The sequence below is a fragment of the Ekhidna sp. genome (assembly GCF_964218185.1).
Lineage (GTDB): Bacteria > Bacteroidota > Bacteroidia > Cytophagales > Cyclobacteriaceae > Ekhidna.
The window spans coordinates 969,542-988,823 of record NZ_CAXPLV010000005.1; the positions used below are offsets into that span (position 1 = coordinate 969,542).

The following is a 19,282-nucleotide window of genomic DNA, read 5'->3' on the forward strand; positions in this document are numbered from 1 at the left end:
TTCCGCTTATGGACAGGTGGAGAGATTCCCTGCTAATGTTTCACCTGTAGTTAATGCCCCATACTCATTATTTCTGGAAGATTATACGGATCCTGGTAAGAATCAGCTAGTCGCAAACATTGTCTTTAACGATTTCAATGAGCCTTCCTGGACGTTTAAACTACGCCTTACAATAGAAAGTGCTGATGTTCGCATCAGAACCCGAAATGATTTTACTCCAATTGACCCAATCACGGTTCAGCCAGGAGTTCTTCATCAATTCACTTCAACGGATTGGCAGGAGTATTTGAATTTTAACAATCTGGAGATTTCTGGGTCGGGGGCAAATCTGGTGCGTCAAAACGGTAGATTGCCGGAAGGTCTGTATTCATTTTGCCTGGAAGTCCTTGACTATGAAACAGGAGATGCACTTTCCAGAGAAACATGTACCAATGTGTGGATTCAGCTAAACGATCCTCCAAGAATCATATCACCTCAGTGTGGTAACATCGTTGATCCACAGCTGACATCTTTTCCAATTCAATGGCAGTTATTCAATACACAAAGTCCCAATGCCCAAATGGGTACTTCCTATGATCTTACCATTTGGCAGCTGACCGACCCCTCCGCTGATCCAATGGTTGCCGTTCCCAACGGACAAGCTCTTCAGGTTTTCACAACTTCAAACCTCTCATCACCGACTTTCATTTATGGTCCTGGCCAGCCATTGCTGGATCTTGGTAAGACATATGTTTATCAGATCAAGGCTAGCTCTATTGATGGAAGAGACTCATATAAAAACAAGGGGAAAAGTGAGTTCTGTTACTTCAGCTATGGGTGGCCGGAAGGTGGAAGTATTGAGCTAGCCTGGCCGGAATTTGATGGTGGATTCAGAAGTGAAGAGCAGCCTTACCTGAGTTGGAGAGCGCCTAACAACAAACGAGCAAATCAGCCGGTTGAATATTTGGTTGAGGTTATGAAATTGAAAGATGGCCAAAGTGCGGAAGAGGCCTATGTTGCAAATGAGCCATGGTTTTCTTACCAACAGCCACCAACATTTAACAACTTCGGTGGATCCATTAATCTACCAAACCTTGGCAAGTCGGAAAAATACGCTTGGAAAGTGACTGCCTTTACAGGCGAACAGATAGTTGCTGAGAGTGAGATTGGCTTGATGAATGGACCAAGCCTTGTTGAATTTTTCTATGCAGGAAATCACCGGGTCAATGTGGACTATATCAACGGAAAAGATGTAACCAATATTTCAGGGGGTGGAGCGGTAAGAGTTACACCTGCTGTCGATCAATGGACAAACCTGACATTCAAAAATATTTCATTGGTAGACAATGGAGGCTTCTGGGTATTAGAGAGTGGCACTATCGAATTCGATATACCTCAACCAAGAAATATTACTATCAAGCCACGATATGAGGATAACCAGGATGGTACTTTTGAAATTCAAAAGTACAAGCTCAACCGCGAGGGATTGTTTGCTTTCGGGACATTTTTCTGGGATCTCCCATTTGCTACTCTATCATCAGAAAAACCTGTTGTTCACTCAATAGAACAATGGGCAAACTTCAACAACTTTAAAGTCAATACGGTTATCAATCTACCTGAAAATGCTAACAGGTTTGATTTGTTAGATCCGTATGATTTCACCATTGATCTAAAGCAATCCTCTCTGGTTTTTATCAATGATGACCAATTCAAGTTAGAATTTGACGGTGATGTGTACGTACCCGATGTTGTCCGACGAATGGAGGATACCAGAGCTTCCTTTAGGTTTGATAATGCTCCCGATCTTTTCTATATCTATGGAAATCCTGACGCATTTGTCAATGCCATACAGCCAATACAAAACACGCTGTATTGGCTTAGGTCGTCAAATTATGTAATTGATTTTTCAGACAAACAGTCTCCCGGAATTCATGAGGGAAATCTGGAGTGGAAAGGCATAGATTTGGTTGATTATTCATTGACCTACGAAAAGTCTCCAGATCATAAAGGTCAGCTAAACTTTGATGTACCTTTCAGACAGTCTTATACACAGGATGGTGGTGAGCGATTTGCTTACATAAATGCTGATGGATTAACACTTAAGCTACATACAGACTATAATGACCTTGAAGATGGACTGAAGTTTCAGACATTTCCATCAAATCCACTTTCGCTTGATCTTGAAATTGAGAAGAATGTAGTCAGCGATAAATGCAAACTGCGAGGTGATTTCCTGATACCTTTTGTGAGTCTTGACAATCGGTTCGGATACGAAATCCCAATCAACAACCTGGGGTTTGAAAAGGGCTTTTTGCTCGATGTTGAAGGCTTTGATTTTTACTTCAATAAAGGAGCCCTGGAGCAAGAGATCTATGTCAAAATTAATCGGGCTGTTCTTTCAGGGAATGAACGGATTACCATGAACATAGACATGGATTGGCCGGGGATGGATGTCAAGCTTAAAGGCCTAAGGGATTTCAAAGTATGGGGAGACTATTCGGTAGGGTTTTCAGCAAAAAATGGAACTGTAGCTCTTGAGGAGAGGAAAAATGCATTGATGAGTGCCCAAAAATATCCGGTTACAATAGATGTAATTGGAGCTGGAAGCTATGATGGTAGGTATTTCTTTGCCACAACAGCAGATATAGTTCTTGGTGAAGATGTGAGTGGGCCGGATGCCGAACCAACAGTCAATGTATACAGCTCGGTGGAAAATCCATTTGTTCCTACTTCAGCGAATGGTTCCATTGCATCACTCCCTGATGAGGGGCCTTCTTATGAGGAGGTCGTAGCTCAGGTAGAATCAGAGATTGCAGCCTATGAAGAAAGCTTACTGGCAAAACTTAACGAAGGTTCGAGAGAGCTACAAGAGGAGGCAGAAGCGTATAAGCAAAGCCTCGCTTCGGGAACAGAAATATACGCTCCTGATGACATTGTTAAAAATGGTGACCAAGCCTCCGAAGCTAACAATAAGCAGAAAAAAGATAAGCTATATCCGGTTGTAGAAGGATTTGTGACTGTGCTGGCATCACATTATCTGGAGCCGCTGGATCAGACGATGAATGACCTCAACCAAAAGGTTGAGGAGGCAGTTCTAAAGGAAACGGATAAAGCTAAATCATTTGTTAACCGATCAGTAGATAATCTGGTAGATCAGGTTACTCAGCAGCTGATTAACTCCCTCCAAAACAGCCAAATTGATGTAGCACCAATCGTTAATGAGATTGGGATTGCAACAAAGCAGGCTATTAAAAATGAAATCACAAGCTCGCTGGATCAATCTGTCAAAAACAATGTGACAGATCCAGTAAAGACGCTTCTCATAGATCAATTCATGCAGCGGGTATATGCATACTTGATTGAGAATAGTACAGAGGCTATCTACGCAACTCTCAAGGGCAATGCTGACGGTGGAGACATTGCAAGCAAATATGCTGACGGGCTAATGGAGTTGGCTACCGAAACAACCAAAGATGTAGCGAATTTTATAAGTCCCGAAAATCTTCAATCTACGATTGAAGGACTGGCTTCTGATTTTGTTCAGGGCATTGATATGAAAGGTGTCGCTTCTGAAATCAGTGGAAGATCTAAGGACATTATTCTCAAGTCGCTAGAACAACTAGCCAAAGATAAAGCGGCAGATTTGGCACAAGAATACTTAGCAGAGGCTGGTCTGCCTCCGTTTCTTGCTGGTGAAAATCCGATTGATTTTGCCGGTATAGGTAGTAAGCTGGCCGATGGAGATTACGCCGGAGCTATTAAGGATGCTCTTCCCGTAGATCCTCTGCCGTTGAAAATGCGAACACCGGTAGTAGATCTTGAGGGATGGGTGGAGTATAGGCCGAGCGACCCAACTTATGGTAATGTATGGAGTGGAGATATTGATATGAAGGTAAAAGTGCCAAAGCCTTTCGTTCTCAATGCTACCTACATCAATGGTCTTAAGGGTGATAACTCTTACTGGTTTGTAGAAATAAGAGGTAATGATGATGAGGGTGATGGGGAGAGCAAGCCATATAAGCTGGGCGACCCGATAGACCGAACGGTGAAGCCACTCAAAAACCCTGTTAATATGGGGATTGCAAATCTGGTGGGCGTTTCCGGTCGCTTATACCATCACATGGCAGAGACAGACAATGGAGGCATAGTCCCTGATCCTGAAATGCGATTTGGAGCATTCATGAATGTGGTATTCTTCGATACCAAGGGAGGGAATAACCTGAGACTGGCAGTGGCTGGGGAAATCAACACAAAAGAGAACGGCGATTATACACTTGAGTTTGATGGAGACATTCAGATGAGAAATAAGGCTCCTGATGTCGTCCGTATAGATGAAAATGCGGCTATACAGGGAGTCGTTCTGATCAAGTACAACTCCGCAGAGAAGCACTTCTTCGGCTATGCTTCTGTAGAGCTTTATGAGCCAAATGTATTGTGTGCTGAAGGTAGCATCCTGGTAGATGTGAAGCCTGGCGAGTGGAGGGTGGCTCTTGGAAGCCGTGATGATCGACTTAGGTTTGTGCCGGGCTGTGTGGGCTGGTCACCTACGGGCTGGTTGGATATCAACCAAAACCAGGCAGAGCTGGGGCTTGGGGTAGAGTGGTCTGTAAGAGCACAGACACCTACCATTCCGGTGATTATCTGGAAAGTTCGTTTTGCGGCTGAAGCAGGCTTTGCCTTTGGTATACTGGCTGCTGTTCAGTATACCCCGGATCTGGCACTCGCAAAACTCGGAATATGGGCAGATGTGTATGCAAGACTTGTAATGGAATACAAGAAGGTTATAGGTATACGCCCTAAATGGAAGTCTACAACACTGGTAGATATATCTCTCAGCGGAGATCTTATACTTTATTTCATACCTAAGCCCACAACCCTTGAAGGTAGCCTTCGAGGAAGAGTCCAGGTGCTGTTCTTCAGTAAATCAATTAACGCAAGCTTTAGCAAAGAAATCTGATGAAGATAAACGATCATTTGAAATATATCGGACGCCTGTTGCTGGCAATGGTACTTCTTAGCACCAGTGTATCTACACCTGCGCAAGACCTGGAAGATGCCAATAAAAAAGCGGGAGAGGATACCAAGCGGTTCTTTTCCTACTTCACAGACTGGGTGATGCTCTCACACATTCATCGTTCGGGTGAAAATGCTGCGGATGTTGATAACATTTTCAATGCTTTTGTCAAGGATTATGCTGACAATGCAATCCTGCGTGAGATTCTCAATACCTTCAATACCAGTGAGCTGGGAACAAATGCGGAGCTCTTTTTTCAATCCACCGGGATCAGAGTCTATTTCGTGGGTGAGATGGATGTCTCAAAAGCGGACCCAAGGTTTGAACCGATTTTCAGCCATTTAAACAACTCTCTACGAGCCAAGATTGAAAACACAACAGCTCCATACATCATCGTCACCAATAAGCTAAGTGGGGACAATGATGCCGGATATTCCATTGCCACTTCAGTGCGATATAGCAATGAAATAAAAGCCGGCAAATACAACCTGGATAAAACGGACAGCTCCAACCCGTTTTTAGCATCCCTCACCACTTCGGCGACCAAAAGAAATGATGCCGGAAGGCAGATAAGGGATGCCATGCTGGCCGGCTTAAACACGCTGCAGGAGGTGGTGAAAGAAAATTACCTGCCACCTTTGCTGATCAGCTACCAGGATAAATTCTACAAGAGCGGTGAAACGATAGAAACGGCCGTACTCAAAGACGCCACCGTCACCCTTGTGGCCATCGATGATGAGCAAAACACCCCTTCCAGGCAGGTGGAGTGGACCATAAGTCCGCAAAATGAACAAACCACCAAGGCAAGCATTGATGGCAACCGGTTGGTTTTTCCGATAGATGTAGGAGGTGACTATGCCATCCAGGCCAGAGCAGGCAGTGATGAAGTGAACATTACCCTGAGCGTGAAAGGCCTGGGGCAGGACCTTAGAGATCTACTCAAGAAGTTATTGCTAGAGGAATTGGCACCACGGTTGGAAACAGCCATGCAAAACCGCGCCAACTTAAAGTCTGACTCCACACGAATTACTTCTGAACTCACCTCAAACCTGGAAGAAGTGGAGGATGGCAACTTCCCGCTGGAAGGATCGGGTGGGCAGCTCAGCGTGCTGAAGGAACCCACCGCACTCACGGACACCAGCTTGTTCTACCAGAGTGAAGTGCGCACTAAGACTTTCACATCATTGAGGAGGCAGAAAAACATTGTGGGTCGATTGCAAAAAGCCTATCAGCTGGTTTCCTATATAGATAAAGTATTAAATGAAAATGATCAGGAAGTAAAAGACCTGGTAGATGCCTTGGTAGAAAACAGCGGAGAGCTGCTGGCCCAGTTTGTCATAACTGGCCTTAGCAGGGAAGACAGCACAGCCATGAAAGACATAGTGGCTACTTTCCTGGACAACAACCTGGGTGAACTGGCTGGCACCACCGGTGAAAGTGCCTTTGCCACTTTTCTTGAGTCCATTGACCCGCCCCAGACCTTTCCGCCGGATTATCAGCAAGGAGCAAACTACTACATAAGCCCGCTTGTACCGCTGGAAGACCGGGCGCAGATCATAGCAAACATAGAAACCTACCAGGCCGGACAGGAGATACCAACCTTTGTAGTGATTAACTACAGCCAGGATGTAAGCATGGAGAGCTACTTGGCCCGCACACCCACCGGCGCTCCAAAAGGACTGGCTGCCGGACAAGACTATGTGGTGATCAACTATGTGAATATTCCGGGGAGTGTAGAGGAGGCCATTTTTATTGAAGGAGATGAAGAAGTGGCCAACTCAATTATGGATGGCGAGTATTATGCAGTCCTAGAAGCGTTATATCTTGATGTTAAAGGTGAATACGGTGAAGAGGGCGCAATAAATGAATTTGTTGAAAAACTTCAAAAAATTGTCGAATGGTTAGAGGAGTGCAACGAAGAAAATTTCGCCAGTTATAAAGGAGAGGGAATAATACCTTACTGCTTTTGGCGCGATTGGAATTTAGATGATGATTATAAGTATTCGGTTGTAGATGCTCCAATGTGGTCGGGAGTTATTGATGGTGGTTACCAGGAGATTAAAGGAATTCTCGACTTGATTGAGATGATAAAAGAGGTACCTGAAGCGATTGGAGATTTAGCTTACGCATATTCTTACTGGTATATTTCATGCCAGCCAGGCACAATCAATCTTACTAAGGCAAGGTATAAATACATCATTAATCGTTTAGTAGAAGAAGAACAAGAAGGTGGAGCTATAAGCTGGCTAAAGGAAAAGTACTACACGAAAGAAAAAGAATGGATAGAAGGCGTATGGGATGAATGTGAGGAAGCATATGAGACAATAGAGCCAGTCAATGAGTTTTTTAACCTAATAACCAAAGGAGAAACCTACGAGCAACTGTGGGTCAGCTTAAAAGAGTATTGGGGAACACTTTCAGGAACTGATAATATTGCAAGGTATGAGCAGGGAAAGCTCTTAATACCCGTAGGAAGTACATTTATTCCCGCAGTTGGTCAACTGAGCAAGTGGAAAAGAGTTGAAAAGATTTTGGATGGAATCAAAGCATTAAGCAAAAGTAAGCTTGATGACCTAGCCAGAGCTATTCAGAGAATTAGATCACTTGGACTCAAAAATTTTGATGATCTATCTGATGCATTATGGAGCAAAATAGTCAAATGGAGCGATGAGGATTTATTGAAACTAGATGACGATTTAGTGCATTTAAAATCTTCGTTCAATAGCAATCCAGAACTGGTAGAGGCGTGGAAGGTTATCTCCAATAGCCCTAACAGAACCGACATTGACTTCCTGAAATTCTTTGATAATGCCGATGTTGTCAATGCTCGCAGGGTTGTAGATGAAGCGAATATCAAGAGCAAGTTTCCGGATATGTCGGTGGAAGAACTTACCTCGATTTATCACTATACGACAGATGCTTACTATGACTTAAACAGGGCTTTGAGAGGGCTTGATCCAATGACGGAACAGTTTGATGCATTTAATAAAGCTTTGAATAAATCAATGGATAAGCTGCCTAAATATTCTCAACCTGTATACAGAGGCACTGTTTTACCAGAATCTGTGTTGGCTAAATACAAGAACGCTTTTGATAATGGAAGCGAGGTTATCGAAGATGCTTTCATGTCCACAAGCAAAGATCTGGACGTTGCGAAATCTTTTGCGGATGATTTTGCCCAGACAGGAGAGACAAAGGTCTTTTTAGAGATAAATGGTAAAAATGGAGTTGATATTGAAGATATCTCCGCATATGGGCCTTCATTTGACCCAAGCTATAGTGAGTCAGAAATTTTATTCAAAAGCGGATCAAAATTTAAAGTTGAAAATTACGTAGAAGATGTTTTACCAAATGGAGAGAAATTTATATCAATAAAACTTGTAGAATGATGGGGGAATCAAATAAAGAATTTTCAGACAGAGTAAAGAAAATGTTCGAAGAATCTGACGAGCGAGTGAAAAATATGACACCTGAAGAAAGAGAGGCTTTGCAGCAAGCTCGGAAACGTCATGCTCGTAAAGTCAGAGTTGAAATGCAGGGTTATGATAAGCATCCAGACGAAAAGAAGGAAGATGTTTTTAAGGACGATAAGAATGACGGTACAGAGAGCAAATCCTGACCCGGTATCTCTTTGAGCAGTCCTTTCAGTTCCTTGTCAGAGATGTGTTCCTGTCCGGACTTGTCATAGATGGAGAGCAGGTAAACGCTCTCTCGGGTTACTTTCATATGCGTGATCACCCCCGCTAGCGCTCGTTTGTAACGAGTGCAATCAAGTATTCGGAATCCAAAAATACCTTGATAGATACTGGTTCTATGGGTACAAATAGTATCTTTGAACGGATTAAATTCCTTCCATGAAAAACTTCTTTTTTTCTGCCCCCACTAGCGCAAGCGTCCGCTTGTGCTTTACTAATTGTTGCATTACTTTAATGGTGTGAGCCGCAAATACAAATTCAGGGATCAATCTAAGCTGTATTTTGTGAGTTTTGCCACAGTATACTGGGTAGATTTGTTCATAAGGCCAGAGTATTCAGAGGTATTATTGTCTAGTCTAAGGCATTGCCAAAAAGAGAAAGGCTTAGAAGTTTATGCATGGTGCTTTATGCCAAGTCATATCCATTTAATTATAGGCACAACGGATAAACCGATGCAAGATATACTTAGGGATTTCAAAAGTTTTACTTCCAAAGAGTTAAGGCAAGAGATTTCAACTCATCCTGGTGAAAGCCGAAAAGAATGGATAATCTGGATGATGGAAAGAGCTGGCAAGCAAAATGGAAATAATAACGGATGGCAGCTCTGGCAACAGCACAATCAACCTATAGCGTTGAGCAATAATGATATGATGTCTGAAAGGTTGAATTATCTACATATGAACCCTGTGGTTTCAGGATTTGTCAATGAACCGGAACATTGGAAATACAGCAGTGCGGTTGATTATGTAGGCGGCAAAGGATTGTTGGAAATTATGTTTATAGAATAGGCACAAGCGGACACTTGCGCCAGGTAGGGGATGAACCTAGTGGCCCATTGCGCAAACCCAGCTAGCGCTCGTTTTGTAACGAGTGCAATCAAGTGAATTCGGAATCCAAAAATACCTTGATAGATACTGGTTCTATGGGTGGAAATAGTATCTTTGAACGGTTTAAACTCCTTCCATGAAAAACTTCTTTTTTTCTGCTTTTATAGTTGCTTTCGTTCATTTTTCTATCGCTCAGGACGGAGTAGGCATAGGTATCACCGCACCTGATGAAAGTGCCATTCTACACGTAGATGCACCGAGTGATAACAAAGGCATGCTTGTTCCAAGATTAACCACAGCCCAGCGAAATAATATTGTCAACCCTGCTGAGGGTCTCATAATTTATAATGAAACAATCGATGCATTTGATTATTATGATGGCAGCTCATGGGTTCGGCTGATCCCTACCCCTGCAAAGTTCAACATCAATATGTCCAACAATAAGATCACCAATCTGGCAGACGGAACAAACGCGGGCGATGGAGTGAATAGGGGGCAGTTGGATGACCTTGAAGCCAAGCATGATGCATTTGAAACAACAGTTCAAAACTATGCACTGTTGGAAAATCGGACATGGGTGACTTTAAATCTAAATACCAGTCATGTAACTCAGATATCGGGGGGGAGTGTCACAGAATACCCAGTTCAGGCTGTAAGTGGGACATTAAAGTATGCAGACATGGGACCGCTGTGTTGGTTTGTGGAACTATCTTTTGAAGCCACTGCCAGATCAGATAGAAATATAGATGAGCTCAGAATTGATTTTTCATCTTTACCAACCGCACTAAAGACCGCATTTGAAGATCGAGCAGGCCGGATTCCGGGAGTTATCAGACGGACAACTGGTACGGGTGAGGCTTTGCATGTAGTAAAAATTGCCAGGTGGTATCCAGCGGAAGAAAAATATGAAATAGAACCCGATCCAATGGTTTCCCTTGGCTATGATAGTGATGCTACCGGAACAAGGTATTTTATTCCTCCAGGTGATTCCTTCAAAGTTTATATGTCCTTTTTCATAAGCAAATAATTGAAAATTCCTGTGACATATTTCAGCGAGTTAATTTTGATTTAGAACCAATTTAAAAATGAAGTATTTAATCATCCTCATTTCTATTTTTTCTTTAAGCAGTATTTGTGCTCAGGATGGAGTGAGTATAGGCCGACCAAGCCCTCAGCCTGGAGCTATCTTTCAGGTAACAGCACCAGAGCGAAACAAAGGAGTGTTATTCCCATATTCATATCCAAACAATATCAGGGCAGGGATGTCGGGCAATACGGATGGACTCTTGGTGTATGATTCAGTGCATCATCGATATGCCTTCAGAAAGAATTTATTATGGATGTACCTAAACCCTTGGGATACAGAAGGGGTAGATCCTGCAGGGGATCAATCGGACATTAATTACATCACAACTCCTTATGATGTTGGAATTGGAATCACAACTGCTCCTTCCTCTGCATTGGAAGTAAATGGTGATGTGATAGCAGATCATTTTGATGGTTATGGAGTTGTGCCTCTTGGTGGAATTATCATGTGGTCTGGTTCAGAAGCCAGTATTCCTACCAATTATCAGCTTTGCGACGGCACAAGCCGAAATGGATACACTACACCAAATTTGGTAGGGAAATTTGTGGTTGGTGCCAGGTCAGGGAGTACCGGGGGAGGTTCTAATAATTTGTCTACAACCGAAATAAGTTATCAGCATACATCACAATATACGATTAATACCACTAATTGTAATACATATGAATATGAGTATACAGTAAGAGTAAAAAACACCTGTTTTGGTCCTTATTTACCATATACTGTTGAAGCTTCCAGTTGTGCTGATGCAAAAAATAAAACAAGGTCTGAACTGGGTGATCCGGGAGCTGGTTGTGATTACGTTTTTGAACCTGATTGCACCACTTCTGCAAATCCTAATTACTATAGAAATAATCCGGATTGTTTCAATTCAGAGGTCAGAATTGTTGACGTTGTAACTGGCTCTGATAATAGGCCTGTGTATTATAGATTGGCTTATATTATGAGGGTTGAATAAGTCTATTGAAGAAGGGAGACCCAATTGTTTCAAGGAAAACGTTTCCTGAAAAAACCTATCTTGCATCAGAACTAATACCTAACCTTCACATGAAATATCCACTGATAATTCTTCTGTTATTTTACATTGCTCAATTGTTTGCTCAGGACGGAGTGAGTATAGGCCGACCAAGCCCTCAGCCTGGAGCCATTTTTCAGGTAACTGCACCAGAGCGAAATAAGGGGGTTTTGCTTCCTTATGCCCATACATCTATGATCAGAGGAGGGATGGATGGTGAAACCAATGGTCTGATTGTTTATGATTCCGTTTTTAATAGATTCGCTTATTACAAAGCGGACTCATGGATTTATTTAAATCCGTGGGATACAGAGGGTGTCGATCCAGATATGGATGCTATACCGAGCGATATAACCTACATCACCACTCCATATGAGGTGCGTGTAAATAATGATCTCAGTGCAAACCGCTTGAGCGGTTTTGGAGTAATTCCTATTGGTGGCATCATTATGTGGTCTGGAAATGTTGCGGATATCCCGCCTAATTTTCAATTATGCGATGGTACAGGGATCACACCCAATCTGTCAGGAAAGTTTATACGTGCAGGAGGGAGTCCAGGAAGTGCAGGGGGAAGCGACGGGCTTAATACCACGAATATTAGTTATGAGAGGAAGAGTAAGTATATAACAGGTGCTGGCTGTGAAACGGATCCTTATTTGTTTGATATTGAGTACGTTGAAAGGTGTGAAACGGATCCCGGTACTGGTGAGACTATTGACTATAATAGGAGTGTATCAAATATAAGAGCATCTTCTTGTGCGGAAGCACGAGCTACAATATCTCCATCTAAAGCAACCTGTGAAATTATTCAATGGACTAGTTGTACACAAAAGGATAACCCTAATTATTATAGAACCAATCCAGCTTGTATCGATAGCTCTGTTTCTGAGGTTGAAGCAGTTACTACTACTGATAATCGTCCAGCTTATTTTGAGCTAGCGTTTATCATGCGGGTTGAATAACACTTATTAACTAACAAACAAAAAAACCAGAGTCCTTTCAAACTCTGGTTTTCGAATTTCTTTTCTAGTCTCTTAAACCGTCATAATATCCTTCTCCTTACTTTCCACAAGCGCATCTATTTTTCCTGTGTAGGTATCAGTAAGTTTCTGCACATCATCCTCCGCACTCTTCACCAAATCCTCAGACACACCATCCAGCTTCTTTAGAGAGTCGTTGGTGTCCTTGCGTGCATTTCGGATACTGATTTTTCCTTTTTCCGCTTCAGCTTTTACCTGCTTCATCAGCTGCAGCCTTCTTTCCTCAGTAAGAGGCGGGATATTAATTCGGATTTGCTCACCATCATTTTGAGGATTAAACCCAAGGTTGCTGTTGATAATTGCTCGCTCTATTTCCTGGAGCATAGTTTTCTCCCATGGCTTTACGCTCAGCGTTCTGGCATCAGGAGTGGTCACTCCGGCCACTTGATTCAGAGGAGTCATGTTTCCATAGTATTCCACCTCCACGCCATCCAGCATATTGGGCATAGCTTTGCCAGCTCTGATTTTTGCAAATGCATCTTTGGTGTGCTTGATCGCACTTTCCATCATTTCTTTAGCTGTATCCAGGTATATCTCTATTTCTTCCATGGTTGAAAATTAAAAATTATCAATGAATGAGTGTTCCAACTTCTTCTCCAGCCACGATCTTTTGAAGATTTCCGGCCTTATTCATATCAAACACAATGATCGGGAGGTTGTTTTCCTGACAAAGCGTAAAAGCTGTCATGTCCATGATGTTCAGGTTTTTCTCGTAAGCCTCCTGAAAAGATATTTTTGAATAACGCTCCGCATTGGGATTTTTTTCCGGATCCTCAGAGTATACGCCATCTACTCTGGTTCCTTTCAGTACCACATCTGCCTCTATTTCTATTGCTCTTAAGCTGGCCGTAGAATCCGTCGTGAAATACGGGTTGCCAATCCCTGCTCCAAAAATCACGACCCTTCCTTTCTCCAGGTGTCGTATTGCGCGTCTTCTTATAAATGGCTCGCACACTTGCTCCATTTTTAGCCCGGCCATCAGTCGGGTGTACATCCCCTGCTTCTCAAACATGCTTTGAAGAGCCATCGCATTTATCACTGTGGCCAGCATACCCATGTAGTCACCCTGCACACGATCGATACCTGACGCTTCTGCTTCCACACCTCTGAATATGTTACCACCGCCAATTACCACGGCCACTTCCACCCCTTGATTTACTACCTTCTTTATTTCCTCTGCATATTGGGTCAGCCTTTTGGAGTCAATTCCGTGCTGCTTTTCTCCCATCAGTGCTTCACCGCTTAGCTTTAGTAGTATTCGTTTGTAAGTCATGCTTTATTTATAAGAAGGACAAAATCGTGCAAATATATATATGTATATGAATGGGAATCACTCGAATGAAATAAGGACTTGATTTTTTTCCACATTCTCTTTTTCCACCACATGTATTTTACTAACCTTCCCGTCTCCTGGAGACTTAATCACATTCTCCATCTTCATAGCTTCAAGCACTAGGAGCTGATCTCCCTGTGTCACTTCATCACCTTCGGCAACAATTACATTTAGGATAGAGCCCGGCATAGGAGCTTTCACATCTTTTACTGCTGCGCTGGCAGAAACATCCATGCCAAGTTTATCAAGGATTTGATCGATGTGATCAGTGACGGAAACGTCAAGTAAAACACCATTCACTTTCAATTTCATTTTCTTTCCTTCCCGCTCCACAACATCGATTGTAAAAATTTTCGTTTCTCTGTAAACTTTATATGAACTTTCTCCAACCTTCACTACCTCGCCATCAAAAAGCTCACCATTAAGCAAAACACCTTCTTTACTATTCGTTACGCTTATTTTTTCAGTCTCACCGACCTTTACTTCTATCATGAAATTGTCATTTGAAATTAAGTTCGTCAAAGTTATGAGTCTAAATAGTTTTTTTATCTAAAAATGAAATTTGATTAGTTGAAAAAACCATATACTTTTGCAATCCTTTTTCTGGAAAGCATCTGGAAAAAGTAGTTCTTGAAAGTATTTAAAAACTAGGGGAGATACTCAAGCGGCCAACGAGGACAGACTGTAAATCTGTTGGTGTATTCCTTCGCAGGTTCGAATCCTGCTCTCCCCACCATTTTTAAGCGGGTGTAGCTCAGTTGGTAGAGCGACAGCCTTCCAAGCTGTAGGTCGCGGGTTCGAGCCTCGTCACCCGCTCAAATCCCTGAAATTTCAGGGTCTTTGAGCTCTTTGGTTCAAAATTCTGAACTCAGAGAGTTTAGAACTAGCCGATGTAGCTCAGGGGTAGAGCGTTTCCTTGGTAAGGAAGAGGTCAGGGGTTCAAATCCCCTCATTGGCTCTTGTTTCAAGGAACAATTGGATTTAGAAAATAGAGTAATAACAATAAATTAAACAAACGAGGATTATCAAGCATGGCTAAAGAAACCTTTGATCGTTCGAAACCACACGTAAATATTGGTACAATCGGACACGTTGACCATGGTAAAACAACTTTAACTGCAGCAATTTCAGCGGTACTTGCTGGAAAAGGTCTTGCTGACGCAAAAGACTTTTCTTCTATCGATAATGCACCTGAAGAAAAAGAAAGAGGTATTACCATTAATACTTCACACATTGAGTATCAGACTGAAAATCGTCACTATGCTCACGTTGACTGCCCTGGTCACGCGGATTATGTAAAAAACATGGTAACTGGTGCTGCTCAGATGGACGGAGCTATCATCGTGGTAGCTGCTACTGACGGACCTATGCCACAAACAAGAGAGCACATCCTTCTTTCAAGACAGGTTGGTGTACCTGCATTGGTTGTGTTCATGAACAAAGTTGACTTGGTTGATGATCCTGAGCTTCTAGAGCTTGTAGAAATGGAAATCAGAGAGCTTCTTTCTGATTACGATTTCCCAGGTGATGACGTTCCTGTAATTCAGGGATCTGCTCTTGGTGGTCTAAACGGAGACGCTAAGTGGGTAGAGAAAATCGAAGAGCTAATGAAGGCTGTAGATGAGTACATTCCACTTCCGGAAAGAGCTGTTGATAAGGATTTCTTGATGCCAGTTGAGGACGTATTCTCAATTACTGGTAGAGGTACTGTAGCAACTGGTAGAATCGAAAGAGGTGTAATTAACTCTGGAGATCCTGTTGATATCATTGGTATGGGTGCTGAAGGTCTTAAGTCTACAATCACTGGAGTAGAGATGTTCCGTAAGATTCTAGACAGAGGTGAGGCTGGTGATAACGTTGGTCTTCTTTTGAGAGGTATCGAGAAAGATCAGATCAAAAGAGGTATGATCATCTGTAAGCCAGGTTCTGTAACTCCTCACGCTCACTTCAAAGCAGAGGTTTACGTTCTATCAAAAGAAGAAGGTGGACGTCACACTCCATTCTTCAACAAGTACCGTCCTCAGTTCTACCTAAGAACTACTGACGTAACTGGTGAGATCATGCTTCCTGAGAATGTGGAGATGGTAATGCCTGGTGATAACGTAACTATTGATGTTAAGCTTATCAACCCAGTAGCGCTTGAGAAAGGATTGAGATTTGCAATCAGAGAAGGTGGACGAACTGTAGGTTCTGGTCAGGTAACTGAAATTCTTGATTAATAAATAGTTATCCCGATATGCGATAGTATATCGGGATTTGTTTATACAAACTGATTACTCTAAATTTGCAGTCCTTTTGGGACTGCTTGTTTTTTACGGGTGTAGCTCAATTGGTAGAGTAGCGGTCTCCAAAACCGTTGGTTGGGGGTTCGAGTCCCTCCTCCCGTGCTTTTAAATGAAGGAAATACTATGTCTAAAGTTATCACATTTTTCAAAGAATCTTACGATGAACTGACACATAAAGTGTCTTGGCCAAAGTATGGTGATTTGCAAAATAGCGCCATTTTGGTGCTCGTAGCATCGTTGATTTTTGCGCTCATGATTGGAGCGATAGACTATGCCTTCGAAAATTTGATGGAGTTTATTTATCAGGAACTATAATACGTACGGGTCAGGATGGAGTATAAGTGGTACGTAGTAAGAGCGGTTAGTGGCAAGGAAAAAAAGGTCAAGGAAGCCATTGAAAATGAAGTGGTTCGCCAGGAATTGACTGATTACATCCCTCAGGTACTTATTCCTTCGGAAAAAGTATATGAGATGCGTAATGGTAAAAAAAGAGTTAGGGAAAGAAATTTCTTTCCTGGATATGTGTTGATTCAAGCCGACTTCTCCAATGGTGAGGTTCAGCACTTAGTTACAAATAAAGAGCTAATTCCAAATGTGATCGGCTTTCTAGGATCAACCGGAAGTAGCACTACAAAAGATCCAATTCCTTTAAGACAAGCTGAGGTGAATAGAATCCTTGGTAAAGTTGATGAGGTTGAGGAGTATGAGGAAAAGCTGGATACCCCTTTCATAGTGGGTGAAAGCGTGAAAGTGATGGACGGTCCCTTTAGTGGCTTCACGGGTACAGTAGAGGAGGTATTTGAGGATCGTAAGAAGCTTAATGTTACGGTTAAGATTTTTGGCAGAAATACACCTGTCGAATTGAATTATATACAGGTAGAAAAAGAAGATTAATTAGGTAAAAATGGCTAAAGAAATAACAGGCTATTTGAAATTACAGATACGAGGCGGAGCGGCTAACCCTTCTCCACCGGTAGGACCTGCTTTAGGAGCTAAAGGTCTAAATATCATGGACTTCTGTAAGCAATTTAACGCAAGAACTCAGGATAAGCCAGGACAGCTTCTTCCGGTTGTTGTTACGATTTATGCAGACAAGTCTTTTGATTTTGTAATTAAAACGCCTCCAGCTGCATCTCTTATAATGGAAGCAGCTAAGTTGAAAAAAGGATCTTCCGAGCCTAACCGTGTGAAAGTGGGATCAGTATCATGGGATCAGGTTAAAGCAATTGCTGAAACCAAGATGCCAGATTTGAACGCTTTCAGTGTTGAGTCTGCAATGAAAGTTGTAGCCGGAACAGCGCGAAGCATGGGTGTGAAAATTTCAGGTAAAGCCCCTTGGGCAAATTAATATTTGGTAATGGGAAAGCTTACAAAAAATCAAAAGAAAGCTCAGGAACTGTTAGAGGTTGGGAAAGAGTATTCTTTGGAAGAGGCGGCAAAGCTGGTGAAGGAAATCACCTTTACAAAATTTGACGCTTCTGTAGATGTTGACATCCGATTAGGTGTTGACCCAAAGAAAGCTGACCAGATGGTTCGTGGAGTAGTGTCTCTACCTCATGGAGTAGGTAAAGATGTGAGAGTATTGGTGCTGTGCACGCCTGATAAGGAGCAAGAAGCTAAAGATGCTGGTGCGGATCATGTTGGACTGGATGATTATGTAAAGAAGATCGAAGGAGGTTGGACAGATATAGATGTAATCATTACTATGCCGACTGTGATGGCACAAGTAGGTAAACTCGGACGAGTACTTGGACCAAGAGGTTTGATGCCTAATCCAAAGTCAGGAACAGTGACGATGGATATTGGACAGGCAGTGAAAGAAGTGAAAGCTGGAAAGATTGACTTCAAAGTAGACAAGTTTGGAATTATCCATACGAGTGTAGGTAAAGTTTCTTTCGATGCAGACAAGATCAGAGAAAATGTTATTGAGATGGTTCAGACTGTTTCAAAGCTGAAGCCTGCATCTGCAAAAGGGACTTACTTTAAGTCGATCACGCTATCATCGACGATGAGCAGTGGAATAGCAATTGATAAAGGTAGCATAGCGAATATATAATAGTTATGACACGACAAGACAAAGCACAACTAATAAGTGACCTTACTGAAAAGTTTAAGGAAACAGATCATTTCTATATAGCTGACACTTCAGGTCTCTCAGTAGCAGAGATCAATAAGTTCAGAGAAATGTGCTTCAATAAAGGAGTAGAATATAAGCTTGTGAAAAACACGCTTATCAAGAAGGCCCTTGAGAATGTAGATGGAGATTTTTCGTCGCTAGACGAAGTGTTGAAGGGTACATCTGGCATCATGTTCGTAAACGAAGTTGCGAATGCTCCTGCGAAGATTATCAAAGAATTCAAAAAAGCGGATTCAAAAGATAGACCGAAATTCAAGGCTGCTTCCATAGACTCGGATTTATTCATTGGTGAAGATCAACTTGGAGCACTTGCTAGCTTGAAATCTAAGCAAGAGCTTATTGGAGATATCATCACACTATTGCAATCGCCTGCCAAGAATGTACTTACTCTACTTCAGAGTGGAGAGCACAAGCTTGCTGGTATTGTTAAAACACTTTCAGAACGAGAGAATTAAAAATTTTTAAACAGAATTAATACTTAATAAAATGGCGGATTTAAAAGAATTTGCAGAGCAATTAGTTAACCTTTCAGTAAAAGAGGTAAACGAACTAGCTAATATCCTAAAAGACGAGTATGGCATTGAGCCAGCTGCAGCTGCTGGACCAGTAATGGTTGCTGGTGGTGGTGGAGCTGAAGGCGGAGCTGCTGGAGAAGAGAAATCTTCTTTCGACGTGATCCTTAAGTCTCCAGGCGGTGCAAAACTTGCTATCGTTAAGTTGGTGAAAGAACTTACTGGACTAGGCCTAAAAGAAGCGAAAGAGCTTGTTGATGGTGCTCCTAAGCCAGTAAAAGAAGGAATCGCTAAGGACGAAGCTGAGGCATTGAAAAAGCAGCTTGAAGAAGCTGGTGCTGAAGTAGAATTAAAGTAATTA

General features: G+C 42.3%; 17 protein-coding genes and 4 tRNA genes. 18 read left to right on the forward strand and 3 right to left on the reverse strand.

The features are described from left to right. The first annotated feature begins 16 nt into the window (after positions 1-16). From ACEQZT_RS09880 to ACEQZT_RS09910, 7 genes are all read left to right on the forward strand, one after another. The gene (locus ACEQZT_RS09880; protein ID WP_372530152.1) at positions 17-4,936 is read left to right on the forward strand and encodes a hypothetical protein; all 4,920 of its coding nucleotides are present in this window, start codon (positions 17-19) and stop codon (positions 4,934-4,936) included. Next, the gene (locus ACEQZT_RS09885; RefSeq protein WP_370089272.1) at positions 4,936-8,382 is read left to right on the forward strand and encodes an ADP-ribosyltransferase; all 3,447 of its coding nucleotides are present in this window, start codon (positions 4,936-4,938) and stop codon (positions 8,380-8,382) included. The genes ACEQZT_RS09880 and ACEQZT_RS09885 overlap by 1 nt, the downstream gene beginning before the upstream one ends. After that, positions 8,379-8,612 (forward strand): hypothetical protein, encoded by a 234-nt coding sequence (locus ACEQZT_RS09890; protein WP_370089273.1) that lies wholly within the window; start codon positions 8,379-8,381, stop codon positions 8,610-8,612. The genes ACEQZT_RS09885 and ACEQZT_RS09890 overlap by 4 nt, the downstream gene beginning before the upstream one ends. A gap of 360 nt (positions 8,613-8,972) precedes the next feature. Next, positions 8,973-9,476, forward strand: coding sequence for a transposase (locus ACEQZT_RS09895; RefSeq protein WP_370089274.1), 504 nt, complete (start codon positions 8,973-8,975; stop codon positions 9,474-9,476). Between the two features lie 175 nt (positions 9,477-9,651). Next, positions 9,652-10,542 carry a hypothetical protein gene (locus tag ACEQZT_RS09900; protein WP_370089275.1) on the forward strand — a complete coding sequence of 297 codons (891 nt, stop codon included), beginning with the start codon at positions 9,652-9,654 and terminating at the stop codon, positions 10,540-10,542. A 58-nt stretch (positions 10,543-10,600) separates the two neighbouring features. Beyond that, positions 10,601-11,557 (forward strand): hypothetical protein, encoded by a 957-nt coding sequence (locus tag ACEQZT_RS09905; protein WP_370089276.1) that lies wholly within the window; start codon positions 10,601-10,603, stop codon positions 11,555-11,557. Between the two features lie 89 nt (positions 11,558-11,646). Further along, positions 11,647-12,576 (forward strand): hypothetical protein, encoded by a 930-nt coding sequence (locus tag ACEQZT_RS09910; RefSeq protein WP_370089277.1) that lies wholly within the window; start codon positions 11,647-11,649, stop codon positions 12,574-12,576. A 72-nt stretch (positions 12,577-12,648) separates the two neighbouring features. Here the strand turns inward: ACEQZT_RS09910 and frr are convergent, their stop codons facing one another. From frr to ACEQZT_RS09925, 3 genes are read right to left on the reverse strand one after another with little or no spacing between them, the layout of a single operon-like run. Further along, positions 12,649-13,203 (reverse strand): ribosome recycling factor, encoded by a 555-nt coding sequence (gene frr / locus ACEQZT_RS09915; RefSeq protein WP_370089278.1) that lies wholly within the window; start codon positions 13,201-13,203, stop codon positions 12,649-12,651. 19 nt (positions 13,204-13,222) lie between these two features. Continuing rightward, entirely contained in the window at positions 13,223-13,927 is a 705-nt protein-coding gene (pyrH, locus tag ACEQZT_RS09920; RefSeq protein WP_370089279.1) for a UMP kinase, read from the reverse strand. 57 nt (positions 13,928-13,984) lie between these two features. Next, positions 13,985-14,479 (reverse strand): biotin/lipoyl-containing protein, encoded by a 495-nt coding sequence (locus ACEQZT_RS09925; RefSeq protein WP_370089280.1) that lies wholly within the window; start codon positions 14,477-14,479, stop codon positions 13,985-13,987. Positions 14,480-14,637: 158 nt separating this feature from the next. Here ACEQZT_RS09925 and ACEQZT_RS09930 point away from each other — a divergent pair. The 11 genes from ACEQZT_RS09930 (at position 14,638) to rplL (ending at position 19,279) form a co-directional block, all read left to right on the forward strand. Beyond that, a tRNA-Tyr gene (locus ACEQZT_RS09930) sits at positions 14,638-14,723 on the forward strand. A gap of 7 nt (positions 14,724-14,730) precedes the next feature. Next, positions 14,731-14,803, forward strand: a tRNA-Gly gene (locus ACEQZT_RS09935). A gap of 70 nt (positions 14,804-14,873) precedes the next feature. Next, positions 14,874-14,945, forward strand: a tRNA-Thr gene (locus tag ACEQZT_RS09940). A gap of 73 nt (positions 14,946-15,018) precedes the next feature. Further along, positions 15,019-16,206, forward strand: coding sequence for an elongation factor Tu (gene tuf / locus ACEQZT_RS09945; protein WP_370089281.1), 1,188 nt, complete (start codon positions 15,019-15,021; stop codon positions 16,204-16,206). Positions 16,207-16,301: 95 nt separating this feature from the next. Beyond that, a tRNA-Trp gene (locus ACEQZT_RS09950) sits at positions 16,302-16,374 on the forward strand. A 21-nt stretch (positions 16,375-16,395) separates the two neighbouring features. Further along, positions 16,396-16,587, forward strand: coding sequence for a preprotein translocase subunit SecE (gene secE / locus ACEQZT_RS09955; RefSeq protein ID WP_349564714.1), 192 nt, complete (start codon positions 16,396-16,398; stop codon positions 16,585-16,587). Between the two features lie 15 nt (positions 16,588-16,602). Further along, a complete protein-coding gene (gene nusG, locus ACEQZT_RS09960) occupies positions 16,603-17,166 on the forward strand; it encodes a transcription termination/antitermination protein NusG (protein WP_370089282.1) in 564 nt (187 codons plus the stop codon). Between the two features lie 10 nt (positions 17,167-17,176). After that, positions 17,177-17,620 carry a 50S ribosomal protein L11 gene (gene rplK, locus ACEQZT_RS09965; protein ID WP_370089283.1) on the forward strand — a complete coding sequence of 148 codons (444 nt, stop codon included), beginning with the start codon at positions 17,177-17,179 and terminating at the stop codon, positions 17,618-17,620. A 9-nt stretch (positions 17,621-17,629) separates the two neighbouring features. Continuing rightward, positions 17,630-18,328: a 50S ribosomal protein L1 gene (rplA, locus tag ACEQZT_RS09970; RefSeq protein ID WP_370089284.1), complete on the forward strand. Its 699-nt coding sequence runs from the start codon at positions 17,630-17,632 to the stop codon at positions 18,326-18,328. A 5-nt stretch (positions 18,329-18,333) separates the two neighbouring features. Continuing rightward, positions 18,334-18,864 carry a 50S ribosomal protein L10 gene (rplJ, locus tag ACEQZT_RS09975; protein WP_370089285.1) on the forward strand — a complete coding sequence of 177 codons (531 nt, stop codon included), beginning with the start codon at positions 18,334-18,336 and terminating at the stop codon, positions 18,862-18,864. A gap of 31 nt (positions 18,865-18,895) precedes the next feature. Next, positions 18,896-19,279, forward strand: a complete 384-nt coding sequence (gene rplL, locus ACEQZT_RS09980) for a 50S ribosomal protein L7/L12 (RefSeq protein WP_370089286.1) — start codon at positions 18,896-18,898, stop codon at positions 19,277-19,279. Positions 19,280-19,282 lie beyond the last annotated feature (3 nt).